We start from the raw sequence: 13,656 nt of genomic DNA, 5'->3' as shown, positions 1-13,656 counted from the left end.
ATTTTTTACCCTATTCATTGGTAAGGGCGCTGTAATCCGCGCCCCTATGACCAGGAACGAACTTATTCGCCCCTGACGAAAACCAGGTGATTATTATCGTATTTTTGATTAGATTAAAGATAGGTTCCATCGATAAAGTAGATACATCATGCGTTATTCCCCCGAAGCCTTACAGGCGTTTGTCGAAGCGGCCGCCCTCGGTTCCTTCTCTGCCGCCGCCCGCAAACTGCGCAAAAGCCAGTCAACGGTCAGCACGGCCATCGCCAACCTGGAAGCCGATCTCGGGTTAATCCTGTTCGATCGCCAGGCCCGGCAACCGGTCTTGACCGCTGCCGGGCACAAAGTCTTGGGTCACGTGCAGGAAATCCTCGCCGCCAGCGAGCGATTGGACGCACTGAGCATTCGGTTGGCGGACAACATCGAGCCGCGCCTCAGCCTGGTGTTCTCCGACACCTATCAGCCGAAGCACCATGACCGACTGATGCAACTTTTCGAGCAACGCTATCAGGATATCGAACTGGAGTGGATGATCGCCGAAGAAGGCGACGTGCTAGATCTGCTACAAAGCGGTCGCGCGCACATTGGCATGGTTGAAGTACAGGCCAGTTACCCACCTGACATTGGTTTTGCACGGCTGCCGGAGCAGACGGAAATGGGGTTGTTCATCGCGCATACGCACCCATTGGCGCAGACTGTCACCCCAACGCCTGAACAACTGTCCAGTACGCGTCAACTTATTTTGAACACCTATACCGGGGCTGTTCCCCCCCGCTCTGGCGGTTTGGTATGGTCTGCACCCAGCTACCTGCTGTTGCTGGAAATGGCAGAGCAAGGGTTCGGTTGGGCGGTACTGCCACACTGGCTGGTTAAGCAATATGGCCACAACAAACTGACCGAGTTACGCCCGCGCGGCTGGCCCAAGCTGATATCGGTGGATGCGGTGTGGTCAAAGCTGACCCCGCCGGGGCCGGCGGGGTATTGGATGTTGGAGCGGCTACTGGAAAGCGATCAAGATCAGGCCGCCACGTTACGTGACTGAATCGCGCGCGAGATGGTGTCCAGTAATTCGGGGATATCCATCTTCGGCAGCACCACTTCAACAAAAGCCAGTTGCTGGCTGTCCGCTAACGCTTTTAAAGCCTGGCGTAGCTGTTCCGGTTCGGTGACTCGCAGCGTTTTCACCGGATGCTCACCCGCCAATGCCTGCGGCAGCAGCGTCCAGTTCCACTGAGCGATATCGTTATAACGCTGCTGCGGGCCGTGGATTGCCCGTTCAACGGTATAACCGTCATTATTCAGCAGGAAGATCACCGGTTTTAGCCCATCACGCAACATCGATCCCAGTTCTTGCGCCGTAAGCTGCGCCGAACCGTCGCCGATCAACAGCACCACCCGCCGATCTGGCTCCGCCGTTTGTGCGCCGAACGCCGCCGGCAGGGTATAACCGATAGACCCCCACAGCGACTGGACGATAAACCTGCATCCCTGAGGCAGGCTAAGCCCCGCTGCGCCAAAACAGGCGGTGCCCTGTTCGACGATCAGGATATCGTTTGGCCGTAAAAAGTCCTGAATCTGCTGCCAAAAGCCATGTTGATCCAACCCTGTCCCCGTGGGGCCCGGCAACGTTGGGCGCTGGATAGTCGGTAATTGCCACTGTTTCGCCAGCGACAACGTTAATTGGTGTAGGGCGATGATCGCATCATGCATCGGGATCTGGCTGAATACCTGATGCCCAACGCGTGCTTCAAATGGCTGCACATCAATACGCTTCTCCACAGGCAAATGATGGGTGAAACCAGCCGTAATGGTATCGGTGAAACGCACGCCGACGGTAATTACCACGTCTGCATTCTCAATCAGCTGTTTCACCTGCGGATCGCTGGCTGCCCCAGCATAGGTGCCCGTAAAGCAGGCATGCGTTTCGTCCAACACGCTCTTTCCCATCAGCATCGTTGAATGCGGCATGTCGACCTCCGCCATCCACTGTTCCAACCCCCTTTCAGCACCAAAACGTTCCGCCAAAAAATCGGCCAGCAAAGAAACCCGTCGTGCAGGAAGCAACATCTCACGTGCGGCCGCGACAAATGCCTGCAGTGATGCCTGTGAAAGATTAGCCTGCCGCAACATAAGCGGTGTGGGTCGGGACGCCAACGGCGCTTCTGCCACCTCACTCGGCAGCAACAGGTAGACAGGGCGATGCTCAAACAGCGCGGTGGTCAGCAGGCGATCGATCTCTGCTTCTGCGTTGTCGGCAGTGAGGCTGGCCTGCGCCACTGTCACTTCTTTCGCCATCCGGGCAAAATGACCAAAATCCCCATCCCCCAGCGAATGGTGCAGTAAATCCCCAGCACGCTGCGCGCGTAGCGCCGGGGCACCAACGACATGGATCACCGGCAAATATTCTGCATAGCTGCCCGCAATGCCGTTGACCGCACTGAGTTCACCGACGCCAAAAGTGGTCAACAAGGCCGCCGCCGGTTTGCAACGCGCATAACCATCTGCTGCATAGGCAGCGTTAAGTTCATTGGCACATCCCACCCAGGTGATCTGCGGGTGAGCGATGACGTGATCGAGAAACTGCAGATTGTAGTCCCCAGGCACACCGAAGAAATGCCGGATACCAATCTGAGCTAAACGATCGAGTAGATAATCAGCCACCGTATAGTTTTTACTCATGATCATCACCTACCAATGGTTGTAATTTCTACTACTAAGTATCGAAGAAATTGCACAAATTTCGAACTTTGCGCTTAAAAGGCAATTGGCAACCTTGCGTTACATCCCCCGCTTTGGCATTTATGATAAATCCCCCATCAACGGGGTGAATCGTCACCCGCCAAGCGTGATCAAGCGCTCTGACAAAGACAGTGAAAACGCATACACTAAAATTCATTTCATCTCTGCTGAAAAGGGTTTGTATGCTTTATCAGGCTGATTCTTCACGCTATCAAAGTATGGAATACAGCCGCTGCGGACGCAGTGGTCTAAAACTCCCGGCAATCTCACTGGGCTTATGGCACAACTTTGGTGACACGACGCTGTATGACAATGCGCGTAAACTGATCCACTGCGCGTTCGATCACGGCATCACGCACTTTGATTTGGCAAACAATTATGGCCCGCCTCCCGGCTCCGCCGAGGAAAACTTCGGCCGCATTCTTAACGCGGATTTGAAGCCCTGGCGTGATGAACTGATCGTCTCCTCAAAGGCCGGTTACACCATGTGGCCGGGCCCTTATGGCGACTGGGGATCGAAAAAGTACCTGGTTGCCAGTCTGGATCAAAGCCTGCGGCGCATGGGCCTGGAATACGTCGACATTTTCTACCACCATCGCCCTGATCCAGATACACCACTGGAAGAAACCATGGCCGCGCTGGATCTGCTGGTACGTCAGGGCAAGGCGCTCTATATCGGGTTGTCCAACTACCCCGCCGACCGTGCGCGCCAGGCGTTCGGCATTCTGCAAAAGCTGGGCACGCCCTGTGTCATCCACCAGCCCAAATACTCTCTGTTCGAGCGTTGGGTTGAACCCGAATTATTGGATACGCTGGAAGAGCACGGCGTGGGTTCCATTGCCTTTTCACCGCTGGCAGGTGGCCTGTTAACCGATCGCTACCTGCATGGCATCCCGCAAGACTCGCGCGCCGCCAGCAGCAGCCAGTTCCTTCAACCCGGTCAGCTCACAGAGGAAAAGCTAGAGAAAGTCCGCAGACTCAATGCGCTGGCACAACAACGGGGGCAGAAGCTGTCGCAGATGGCATTGGCTTGGGTATTACGTGGCGATCGCGTCACCTCAGTGCTGATTGGTGCCAGTAAAACCAGCCAAATTGAAGACGCCGTTGGCATGCTGAACAACCGCACCTTCAGCGAAGATGAAATCGCCCAAATTGAACAGATACTAATGTAATCGCTTACAGTTATCGCCGGAATACCTCCCGGCGATAACCCCACGACGACAGACAAATCTTAAATCGTTCGCCCCACCCCGCTTTTCAGAATCCCTCTAAGATTCAACCCTATCCGCAACGGTTAATATGCCAATATTGCAGGTAAAACTATAAGGCTGTTTTATAAACTGATGAACGCGCTTCATTATCGATAAAACCGGCCAAACCGCTGCGGCGGATAGGAGTATTCATGTTTAAACCTCTGTTATTGGCCGCCCTCTTGGTGGTATCGACAGTGCCCGCCGTACAGCAGGCAAAGGCTGAAGGCATCAATATCGATTTGATGCCAGGCGTTTCACTACGCATAGGCGAACAAGACAACCGCGGCCGCTATTGGGACGGTTACGACTGGCGCGACCGTGACTGGTGGCAAGGCCACCAAGGCCGCTATCTGGGCGACCGTAGCCGGCGGGGATATTACTGGGACGGTTATCGCTGGCGCGACAACGACTACTGGCGCAAAAATTATTACTATCATGATGGTCGCTATCGTAAATACGATAAGCACTACTATAAGCATCATGATAAGCACCATTGGAAAGATCGGCGTCATGATGACCGTGATCATCGCCGCCATGGCAATGACGATCGCGACGATTAACGGCAAAAACCGGCATGATCCCCTAATGCCGGTAAGTTAATGTTTATCCAAAATGTGGGCAACGTTTCGGTCGAGCAAGGCCCCTAAGAACTTCAGGGTGCCTTGCTCGTTTATCGACCGGAAATAACGTGACACTCGCTAAAAACACCTTATTGGGTGCCCGCTCAAAGAACACTGCTCACCAACAGATAACCATTTAGCCCAATCACCACCAGCACAATCAACTTACCTGTCGCCTGTATAGTGCGGCTGTTCACCATATCCCCCATCAGCTCACGATTACCGGTGAACGACAGCAGCGGCACCAGAGCCAATGCAATACCGAAACTCAGTAAAACCTGGCTCAACACCAGAATGCGCGTCGCATCCATCCCCAACATAATGACGATAAACGACGGCAACATGGTAACGACCCGGCGTACCCACAGCGGTATGTAAAAGCGAACAAAACCTTGCATCACCACTTGCCCCGCCAGTGTTCCCACTACGGTGGAAGACAACCCAGCAGCTACCAGGCTCAGCCCGAAAATGGTTGCCGCCGCCTGGCCCAACAAGGGTTGTAGCGTCAAATAGGCCTGATCGAGATCGGTAATCCCGCTGTGGCCATTAAAGTGGAAAGCCGCAGCGGCGGTAGCCATCATCGCCAGATTTACAAACCCAGCAATGGTCATGGCAATAGCAACGTCAACCTTGGTGGCCGCGTAACGATCGGCCTTTGAGTTTTCCCCAGCGGTCTGGGTTAACGATGAATGCAGATAAATAACATGCGGCATGATGGTCGCCCCCAGCACACCTGCCGCCAGAAATACCGCATCGCCGTTCGGCAAATCCGGTATCGCCATGCCTTTTAATAATGGCCCCAACTGCGGCTGCGAAAACACCAGTTCCACCATGTACGCCAACGCGACAAACAATAGAAGGCTGCCGATCACCCATTCCAAGGGTTTCTCACCGCGTTTTTGCAACATCAGGATCAGGAAGGTGGCAATACCTGTCAGGATCGCGCCCTCCAGCAGCGTAACACCCAACAACAGTTTGAAGCCGATCGCCGCACCGATAAACTCGGCCAGATCGGTTGCCATTGCAATGATTTCTGCCTGCACCCAATAGGCCCAGACGGCCGGACGAGGGAAACGATCGCGAATATGCTCCGCAAGGTTTTTACCGGTAGCAATACCCAGTTTGGCGGACAACAGCTGGATCAGCATCGCCATGACATTGGCCCACACCACCACCCAGAGCAAGGTATAACCAAAAGAGGCACCGGACTGGATATTGGTGGCGAAGTTGCCAGGATCGATATAGCCGATAGCCGCGATAAAGGCGGGCCCCATCAGAGAAAGTTTGATCTTCCTGGATGAGCCCTGGGGACTTTCAGCCACACGACTGTTCAGCATTTTCTGAACCCTTACTTCTAATAAGCCTGTGGTTATCTTATGTAAATGATAATAATTATCAAGTGCATTTAGAGCGGTAATACTTATCTCTGTAATAGAGGAAAACGACGGGTTTAACGAAGGGTTTCGGCCAGAGGTGAACATTTTCCGCACTCTTCCGGGCCGAATTCAGAGCATAAAAGGACTTATAATCAAATTTATGCATGAATAGGAATTTCATATGCATTCATTAACCTATTGATTTTTTATGCTTTACCGTACTATTTTAAGACGTTTCCCACTATGATTTTCCATATTTGCAATAGAGCTCTCGTTTTTAAACGTGGCGTTACATAAAATGACATCCGAAATTCAGCCTGCCTCAAGTTTGGAGCAAACATGTCCCATATTGCGCACTTTGCGTTGGCGTTAGTGGTGGTCGCGATCCTGGCACTCTTGGTGTGCCGCGATCGTAAAAGCATCCGCATTCGCTACGTTATTCAACTGTTGGTTATTGAAGTACTGCTGGCCTATTTTTTCCTGCATTCGGAAGCGGGTTTAGGCTTTGTAAAAGGATTCGCAGCGCTGTTTGACAAGCTGCTCGGGTTTGCTGGGCAAGGGACTGAGTTTGTATTCGGTGGCATGGGTGATAAAGGTCTGGCCTTCTTCTTCCTGAAGGTTCTGTGTCCAATCGTCTTCATCTCCGCACTGATCGGTATTCTGCAATACATTAAAGTACTGCCGTTTATCATCCGGATTATTGGTACCGTGCTGTCAAAAGTAAACGGTATGGGCAAGCTGGAATCGTTCAACGCCGTTAGCTCATTGATCCTGGGCCAGTCTGAGAACTTCATTGCCTATAAAGATATTCTGGGCAAGATGTCAGAAAAGCGCATGTACACCATGGCGGCAACCGCGATGTCTACGGTTTCCATGTCCATCGTTGGTGCTTACATGACCATGCTGGATGCCAAGTTCGTGGTCGCGGCACTGGTTCTGAACATGTTCAGCACCTTTATTGTGCTGTCATTGGTCAACCCGTACGACACCAGTAAAGAAGAAGAACTGCATCTGGGCAATTTGCACGAAGGCCAGAGCTTCTTCGAAATGCTGGGTGAATACATCCTGGCTGGTTTCAAGGTAGCTATTATCGTTGCCGCAATGCTGATCGGCTTTATCGCCCTGATCGCCGCGCTCAACGGCCTGTTCAGCGCCATCTTTGGCCTGAGCTTCCAGGAAATTCTGGGCTACTTCTTCTATCCATTCGCTTGGATTATGGGTATTCCTAAGCACGAAGCGTTGCAGGTTGGCAGCATCATGGCGACCAAACTGGTTTCCAACGAATTCGTCGCGATGATGGAACTGCAGAAAGTCTCTGCTGAACTGTCACCACGCAGCATGGGTATTCTGTCCGTGTTCCTGGTGTCCTTCGCCAACTTCTCTTCCATCGGTATCGTTGCCGGTGCGATTAAAGGGCTGAATGAGCATCAGGGCAACGTGGTGTCTCGCTTCGGTCTGAAGCTGGTTTATGGTTCTACACTGGTCAGCATCCTGTCTGCATCCATCGCAGGCCTGGTTCTGGGCTAAGCCAAAACCCTATGACACAAAGGTCGCTTCGGCGGCCTTTTTTATTGTCTGGGATTTAACATCAGGCAGGAAAGACAGAAAGCAAAAAGCCGACCCTAAGGTCGGCTTTTCAAATGGTGGTGGAGCTAGACGGGATCGAACCGTCGACCTCTTGCATGCCATGCAAGCGCTCTCCCAGCTGAGCTATAGCCCCACAAAAGTGGTACGCTTTAACCGGCGTTACGGTATTCCCCAACCTTTCTGAGATAAAGGTTGGTGGAGCTAGACGGGATCGAACCGTCGACCTCTTGCATGCCATGCAAGCGCTCTCCCAGCTGAGCTATAGCCCCAATCCACAATCACAAAATCCTGTGAACGGGGCGCATAATATGAAACCCCTGAAACACTGTCAACGGCTAAATTGAATTACTCAGCCAAGCGCTGAAAAAGCCGCCAAATCAGCGCGTTTCACGCTAAAAAATCGCGTTTATGGGTAAAAATCAGCCGCAGCAAGCGCCATATCACAAAAACCAAAAAACCTTATCCATTGTGTTGATTTTTAATTAATGGAATGTTAGCGATTTAGGCTTGAGTCACCCGCCCCACAGGCATAGACTGCCCCCGTCGTAAATTCCACAACTATAAACCGAGTCAGTTATGTCGTTGCATTCACCAAAAGAAATCGCTGCGCTAGCCATTCAGGCAGGCGTAAACAAAAGCCAGGCGTCACTCGCCAACCTGCTCATTCTGGGCTTTCTCGCCGGGGCCTTTATCGCGACCGGCTTCCTGCTGGACATCCACGTTATCGGCACCTTACCGGCCGAATGGGGCTCCTTCGGCGCATTGCTTGGCGCCGCTGTCTTCCCGATCGGGCTGATCCTGACCCTTCTTGCCGGTGGTGAGTTACTGACCGGTAATATGATGACATTACCGATAGCCTGGTTTGCTCGCCAGATTTCGTTTTTCGCCATTTTGCGCAACTGGTTCTGGGTCACGCTGGCCAACTTCGTCGGCAGCGTGGCTGTCGCCTATTTCTTTGGCCACCTGCTTGGCCTTACAGAGGGCGCATTCCTGCACAAAACCCTGTCCATCGCACAAGCCAAGGTCGATGCCGATTTCCTGCACGCATTCATTTCCGGCGTCGGCTGCAATTGGCTGGTGTGTTTGGCAGTATGGTTAGCCTTTGCCAGCAAAGACGTGCCGGGCAAAGTGATTGGCATGTGGTTCCCGGTGATGGCTTTTGTGGCTATTGGTTTTCAACACGTGGTGGCAAACATGTTTATAATCCCGGCCGCTATCTTTGCCGGTGGCATGAGCTGGAGCCAATATCTGCCCAACTTCACCGCCGTATTCCTCGGTAACGCATTGGGAGGTGCAGGCTTCGTCGGTTTGATGTACTTCCTCGCTTACCGCCCTGCCGTTCCTGCCAGCGAACAGGCCTGATCGGCGCAGATAAAAAAAAGCCCCGGGATAACTCCACGGGGCTTTTTTATTTACAGGCTCAGAAACGATCAGGCCTGGGCTTCACGTCCGGCGATGTAAGCCAGCGCCAGATCAATACGCTGCAGAGAACGTGCCTGACCAATAGCATGTACGGTAACATCCATACCCGGTGACTGGCCGGCACCCGTGACCGCTACGCGCAGCGGCATGCCGACCTTGCCCATACCGACACCCAGCTCATCAGCCGTGCCCTGAATGGCGTCATGCACGTTTTCTGGCGTCCAGGTAGTGATAGCCGCCAATTTGGCACGTACGGCCTCCAGCGGCTGGCGTGCAACCGGACGCAGGTGTTTTTTGGCAGCGTCAGCATCGAACTCACTGAAGTCTTCGTAGAAGTAACGGCAAGACTCCGCCATTTCCTTCAGGGTTTTACAACGCTCGCCCAACAGCTTAACGATGTCTTTCAGCTCAGGGCCATTACGGGTTTCGATACCCTGTTGTTCAACGTGCCACGCCAGGTACACCGCCACTTCTTCAGCCGGCATATGGTTAATGTAATGGTGGTTCAGCCACTGCAGCTTCTCTGTATTGAAGGCACTGGCAGATTTGTTGATCGCTTCCAGAGTGAAATACTCTTTCATCTCATCAATAGAGAAAATTTCCTGGTCGCCATGGGACCAGCCCAAACGTACCAGGTAGTTCAGCAGCGCCTGCGGCAGGTAGCCGTCGTCACGATACTGCATCACACCTACTGCCCCATGACGTTTAGACAGTTTTTTGCCGTCGTCGCCCAGGATCATCGAAACGTGCGCGTATTCGGGTACCGGTGCGCCCAGCGCTTTCAGGATGTTGATCTGGCGCGGGGTGTTGTTGATGTGGTCTTCACCGCGGATCACGTGGCTGATTTCCATATCCCAGTCGTCTACGACTACGCAGAAGTTGTAGGTCGGTGAACCGTCGGTACGACGGATGATCAGATCATCCAGCTCTTGGTTGCTGAATTCGATCGGGCCACGGATCTTGTCATCAAAGATGACCGAACCTTCCTGCGGGTTACGGAAACGTACCACGTGTGGCTCGTCATCTGTATGGCTGCACTGGCTGTCCCGGCAGTGACCGTCGTAACGCGGTTTTTCGCCGTTTTCCATTTGCTTTTCACGCAGCGCTTCCAGACGTTCCTTCGAGCAATAGCATTTATAGGCGGTACCCTGCACCAGCATGTCGTCAATTACCGCGTTATAGCGATCAAAACGCTTGGTCTGGAAGTACGGGCCTTCGTTCCAATCCAGGTTTAACCAGTTCATGCCATCCATAATTGCGTCGATCGCATCCTGGGTTGAACGTTCCAGGTCGGTATCTTCGATACGCAGAACGAACTCACCGCCCGCATGGCGAGTGAATAACCAGGAATAAAGCGCAGTACGGGCGCCACCGACGTGAAGATAGCCGGTTGGGCTCGGTGCAAAACGGGTTTTGATTTTCATTGGGTTCACTGCCTTATTACGCAACGCGTGTCAGCGGTTGCCGACGATTGCTCGGAATTTAAAAAAGTGGGCAACATTGTATCACCACGCGCTAATTCCTCAACGCCGACACGATATTGCTGCGCCTGATTTCGCTCTCTCTGAAACGCGTTTCGCATAACAATGTGCAAAGAATCATCATTGCCGGTTATAAATATCGCATCCTGTTTAAATTTGCGGCGAACGATTGAAATCATTTTAAAAACCGTTGACTCACTTTCAACTATCCCTATAATGCGACTCCAACAAGACGGGGCGATTAGCTCAGTTGGTAGAGCATCTCCTTTACACGGAGGGGGTCGGCGGTTCGAGCCCGTCATCGCCCACCATCTTGTTGAGCAGTAAAGCAGTAAGAAATGAGAAGAATGAGGGTGATTAGCTCAGTTGGTAGAGCATCTCCTTTACACGGAGGGGGTCGGCGGTTCGAGCCCGTCATCACCCACCACTCATTCTCTTGTTTAGCAGTACCCGGAAGTCCTGAAGTGGGTGATTAGCTCAGTTGGTAGAGCATCTCCTTTACACGGAGGGGGTCGGCGGTTCGAGCCCGTCATCACCCACCACTTCTGCGGGTCGTTAGCTCAGTTGGTAGAGCAGTTGACTTTTAATCAATTGGTCGCAGGTTCGAATCCCGCACGACCCACCAATACAGAAAAAAGCGCCTTTTGGCGCTTTTTTCGCATCTGTGCCCCACTCCATTTCCCAAACACCTCTGCCTCAACGTGCACAGCGTCGTGCTGGAGGAGAACCTGCGTTCAGGTTCGAGCCGAGCGAAGCGAGACGACAACGCGCAGCGTTGCCCGCAGGGTGAGGCCAAAGGCCGAATCTATCCCGCACGACCCACCAATACAGAAAAAAGCGCCTTTTGGCGCTTTTTTCGCATCTGTGCCCCACTCCATTTCCCAAACACCTCTGCCTCAACGTGCACAGCGTCGTGCTGGAGGAGAACCTGCGTTCAGGTTCGAGCCGAGCGAAGCGAGACGACAACGCGCAGCGTTGCCCGCAGGGTGAGGCCAAAGGCCGAATCTATCCCGCACGACCCACCAATACAGAAAAAAGCGCCTTTTGGCGCTTTTTTCGCATCTGTGCCCCACTCAATTTCCCAAACACCTCTGTCTCAACGTGCACAGCGTCGTGCTGGAGGAGACAAAATTGGCCTGACAATTTTGAGCAGCGCTTGAGTTTGGTGACAACGTTGTCTTTACGTCCGAGCTACCCGGGCCTAGCACACCGAGGGGCCATTATGGGACACGTCCGTGTGTCCCACCCTTCGGGCCGACTGGAAGTCGTTCCCATTTGCTCCCGGCAAATGGGTCGGCGGGCAAGCCGCTACGACCCCTTTGGCACGCTCTCCCTAATAACGGGCTTTATCAGCAGTCTGAGGCGCTTTTTTCGCATCTGTCGTTCGGCCCCCCCATTACCTTTTCCCTCCTTGCTAAGCCCATGAAAAAAGCGCTGCAAGCAGCGCCCTATGGTCATAAATAATTCGAGTTGCAGAAAGGCGACAAGAGCGAGACAAATCGGCTTTAGCTGATTCGGGTGAACGCTTGCAGTTAACGCCCCCTGCAGCTTGAAGTATGACGGGTATATCAGGCCGCCAGCGTCGCCCCGCCATCAATCACAATATCCTGCATGGTGATATGACCGGCACGATCGGAAGCCAGGAACAAAATCGCATCGGCGATTTCCTGCGGCTGAGCTATTTTCCCCAACGGAATACCCAGTTTGAACTGTTCCGGGAAACCGTTAATCGTTTTCTGCTCACCCGTTTCGTCCTGCCACATACCACGCTGCATTGGCGTATTGGTTGAACCCGGCGAAACCAGGTTGCTGCGAACGCCATAAGGGGCCATTTCCAACCCTACGGTCTGGCACAGGCTACGCAATGCCGCCTTGGAGGCACAGTAGGCCGCCATGCCGACACGCGGCACATGGGCTGCGTTGGACGCCACACTGACAATCGCACCACGCCGTTGACGGCGGAACACCGGCAAGGCATGGCGGAACATATTGAATGCCCCACCCGCATTGACAGCCAGACAAGCCAGCCAATCCGCAGCGCTGGTTTCATCCGTCAGCCCCATACGCAGAATACCCGCCCCATTCACCAGCACGTCTAATTCACCCTGCTCAGCCAACAAACGTCCGCACACAAGATCGACAGCATCACTGTCGGCGATATCCAGTACTTCGGTACGGAAGGCATATTCCGGCTCGCCAAAGTGCTTATCAAAACCAATCACCTCGGCACCGGCCCGCATAAAGGCTAACGCCGTTTCCAAACCAATCCCGGCCCCTGCACCAGTGACCCAGACGCGTTTACCTGCAAAATCGCCCGGTTGCGCCATCAGGCTTTCCCCTCTGACAACAGCGCCCACCAGCCATCAATGCTCGGGTTCTTGGCCAGGGCGATAAAATCGATATCGCCACGGATTTTACGCCAGCGCGCGGCCAGCTCCATAATGCGCACCGAATCCAAACCGTAGTCGATCAGGTTTTCGTCGTCACCCATGTCCTCGCTGTCTTCGTCGAGGAAAGGCATGATTTGCTGACGCAGTGCCGCCTTACTGGCGATTCCTGGCAACAGTTCGGCGGTCGTTACCACACGGCCACAACGGCCTGCGGTATAGCGCAACGCCATCAGATGCTCTTCACGAGAGAAGTCGGCCAGGCCGTCAGCCACCATAAACGGCTGAATATTGCGCATGAAGGCATCAATCGCCGTGGTCATACAACCGATATGCGCGTACACACCGCAGATAATCAACTGATCGCGGCCTGATTCCTGCAGAATGTCCTGCAATGGTGAGCGGTGGAAAGCACTGTAGCGCCACTTCACCAATACAGTATCGTCGTCTTCCGGCGCCAACGCGGCAACCACCGCCTGCTGTTCCGGATGTTTATTCAAACCCGGTCCCCACATGTCATTGAGCAAAGCGCGATCTTCATCGCTTTGCTGGTTCGGTTGGGCGGTATAGAACACCGGGATCCCCTGTGACTTGCAGTAACGGCGCAGGTTGGCAATGTTCTCCACCACCTGTTTGATCAACGGGCTGTCTTCGCCCCAGAAATTCAGAAAATACTGCTGCATGTCGTGGATCAGCAGTGCAGCGCGCTGCGGTTCCACCGCCCAGGTCACTTTGTTGGTTGGCAGCTCAGCCTGAGTCGGCAACGCGTAATCATTAAGTTTTGGAATGGCCAT

Annotated in this window: 10 protein-coding genes, 6 tRNA genes and 2 other RNA genes; 11 read left to right on the top strand and 7 right to left on the bottom strand. The window is 53.4% G+C overall.

From position 1 onward, the window contains the following. The first annotated feature begins 148 nt into the window (after positions 1–148). Positions 149–1,039 carry a LysR family transcriptional regulator gene (locus tag JOE25_RS21515; RefSeq protein ID WP_209638735.1) on the top strand — a complete coding sequence of 297 codons (891 nt, stop codon included), beginning with the start codon at positions 149–151 and terminating at the stop codon, positions 1,037–1,039. On the opposite strand, the gene JOE25_RS21510 is transcribed toward JOE25_RS21515, so the two are convergent. Beyond that, positions 1,015–2,676 (bottom strand): thiamine pyrophosphate-binding protein, encoded by a 1,662-nt coding sequence (locus JOE25_RS21510; protein ID WP_209638733.1) that lies wholly within the window; start codon positions 2,674–2,676, stop codon positions 1,015–1,017. The two genes, JOE25_RS21515 and JOE25_RS21510, sit on opposite strands and share 25 nt — an antisense overlap. A 242-nt stretch (positions 2,677–2,918) precedes the next feature. Here JOE25_RS21510 and mgrA point away from each other — a divergent pair, with 242 nt between their 5' ends. Next, positions 2,919–3,908, top strand: coding sequence for an L-glyceraldehyde 3-phosphate reductase (gene mgrA / locus JOE25_RS21505; RefSeq protein WP_209638731.1), 990 nt, complete (start codon positions 2,919–2,921; stop codon positions 3,906–3,908). A gap of 230 nt (positions 3,909–4,138) precedes the next feature. Then, positions 4,139–4,549: a DUF2502 domain-containing protein gene (locus tag JOE25_RS21500; RefSeq protein ID WP_209638730.1), complete on the top strand. Its 411-nt coding sequence runs from the start codon at positions 4,139–4,141 to the stop codon at positions 4,547–4,549. Positions 4,550–4,713: 164 nt separating this feature from the next. Here JOE25_RS21500 and JOE25_RS21495 read toward each other — a convergent pair whose 3' ends face one another. Continuing rightward, on the bottom strand, positions 4,714–5,946 hold the full coding sequence (locus JOE25_RS21495) for an Nramp family divalent metal transporter (RefSeq protein WP_209638728.1): 1,233 nt from the start codon (positions 5,944–5,946) through the stop codon (positions 4,714–4,716). 378 nt (positions 5,947–6,324) lie between these two features. Between JOE25_RS21495 and JOE25_RS21490 the strand changes: the two genes are divergently transcribed. Beyond that, on the top strand, positions 6,325–7,512 hold the full coding sequence (locus tag JOE25_RS21490; RefSeq protein ID WP_037423734.1) for a NupC/NupG family nucleoside CNT transporter: 1,188 nt from the start codon (positions 6,325–6,327) through the stop codon (positions 7,510–7,512). Between the two features lie 117 nt (positions 7,513–7,629). Here JOE25_RS21490 and JOE25_RS21485 read toward each other — a convergent pair. Further along, positions 7,630–7,705, bottom strand: a tRNA-Ala gene (locus JOE25_RS21485). Positions 7,706–7,765: 60 nt separating this feature from the next. Continuing rightward, positions 7,766–7,841: transfer RNA gene (locus JOE25_RS21480), tRNA-Ala, on the bottom strand. A gap of 307 nt (positions 7,842–8,148) precedes the next feature. Here JOE25_RS21480 and JOE25_RS21475 point away from each other — a divergent pair. Beyond that, a complete protein-coding gene (locus JOE25_RS21475; protein WP_209638726.1) occupies positions 8,149–8,934 on the top strand; it encodes a formate/nitrite transporter family protein in 786 nt (261 codons plus the stop codon). Positions 8,935–9,002: 68 nt separating this feature from the next. Here JOE25_RS21475 and gltX read toward each other — a convergent pair whose 3' ends face one another. Continuing rightward, entirely contained in the window at positions 9,003–10,418 is a 1,416-nt protein-coding gene (gene gltX / locus JOE25_RS21470; RefSeq protein ID WP_209638724.1) for a glutamate--tRNA ligase, read from the bottom strand. 292 nt (positions 10,419–10,710) lie between these two features. On the opposite strand from gltX, the gene JOE25_RS21465 reads away from it, so the two are divergent. The 6 genes from JOE25_RS21465 to JOE25_RS21440 all read left to right on the top strand — a co-directional run bounded on the left by JOE25_RS21465 (position 10,711) and on the right by JOE25_RS21440 (position 11,500). Beyond that, positions 10,711–10,786 (top strand) — tRNA-Val (locus JOE25_RS21465). A gap of 40 nt (positions 10,787–10,826) precedes the next feature. Further along, positions 10,827–10,902, top strand: a tRNA-Val gene (locus JOE25_RS21460). A 39-nt stretch (positions 10,903–10,941) separates the two neighbouring features. Continuing rightward, positions 10,942–11,017, top strand: a tRNA-Val gene (locus tag JOE25_RS21455). Positions 11,018–11,024: 7 nt separating this feature from the next. Next, positions 11,025–11,100 (top strand) — tRNA-Lys (locus JOE25_RS21450). Between the two features lie 74 nt (positions 11,101–11,174). Continuing rightward, positions 11,175–11,300, top strand: a non-coding RNA gene (locus JOE25_RS21445) — RtT sRNA. Between the two features lie 74 nt (positions 11,301–11,374). Continuing rightward, positions 11,375–11,500: non-coding RNA, RtT sRNA (locus JOE25_RS21440), on the top strand. A gap of 543 nt (positions 11,501–12,043) precedes the next feature. On the opposite strand, the gene dhbA is transcribed toward JOE25_RS21440, so the two are convergent. After that, positions 12,044–12,802, bottom strand: coding sequence for a 2,3-dihydro-2,3-dihydroxybenzoate dehydrogenase (dhbA, locus tag JOE25_RS21435; protein ID WP_209638722.1), 759 nt, complete (start codon positions 12,800–12,802; stop codon positions 12,044–12,046). After that, positions 12,802–13,656, bottom strand: a complete 855-nt coding sequence (locus JOE25_RS21430; RefSeq protein ID WP_209638720.1) for an isochorismatase — start codon at positions 13,654–13,656, stop codon at positions 12,802–12,804. The genes dhbA and JOE25_RS21430 overlap by 1 nt, the downstream gene beginning before the upstream one ends.

This window comes from Serratia sp. PL17, assembly GCF_017832355.1.
Classification (GTDB): Bacteria; Pseudomonadota; Gammaproteobacteria; order Enterobacterales; family Enterobacteriaceae; genus Serratia.
This window is presented reverse-complemented; position numbering and strand designations above follow the sequence as displayed.

Bases quoted from the DNA above. Each gene is read 5' to 3' on its own strand.
- mgrA (WP_209638731.1), top strand. From the start codon at position 2,919: ATGCTTTATCAGGCTGATTCTTCACGCTATCAAAGTATGGAATACAGC.
- JOE25_RS21500 (WP_209638730.1), top strand. From the start codon at position 4,139: ATGTTTAAACCTCTGTTATTGGCCGCCCTCTTGGTGGTATCGACAGTG.
- JOE25_RS21490 (WP_037423734.1), top strand. From the start codon at position 6,325: ATGTCCCATATTGCGCACTTTGCGTTGGCGTTAGTGGTGGTCGCGATC.
- JOE25_RS21475 (WP_209638726.1), top strand. From the start codon at position 8,149: ATGTCGTTGCATTCACCAAAAGAAATCGCTGCGCTAGCCATTCAGGCA.
- gltX (WP_209638724.1), bottom strand. From the start codon at position 10,418: ATGAAAATCAAAACCCGTTTTGCACCGAGCCCAACCGGCTATCTTCAC.
- JOE25_RS21495 (WP_209638728.1), bottom strand. From the start codon at position 5,946: ATGCTGAACAGTCGTGTGGCTGAAAGTCCCCAGGGCTCATCCAGGAAG.
- dhbA (WP_209638722.1), bottom strand. From the start codon at position 12,802: ATGGCGCAACCGGGCGATTTTGCAGGTAAACGCGTCTGGGTCACTGGT.
- JOE25_RS21515 (WP_209638735.1), top strand. From the start codon at position 149: ATGCGTTATTCCCCCGAAGCCTTACAGGCGTTTGTCGAAGCGGCCGCC.
- JOE25_RS21510 (WP_209638733.1), bottom strand. From the start codon at position 2,676: ATGAGTAAAAACTATACGGTGGCTGATTATCTACTCGATCGTTTAGCT.
- JOE25_RS21430 (WP_209638720.1), bottom strand. From the start codon at position 13,656: ATGGCCATTCCAAAACTTAATGATTACGCGTTGCCGACTCAGGCTGAG.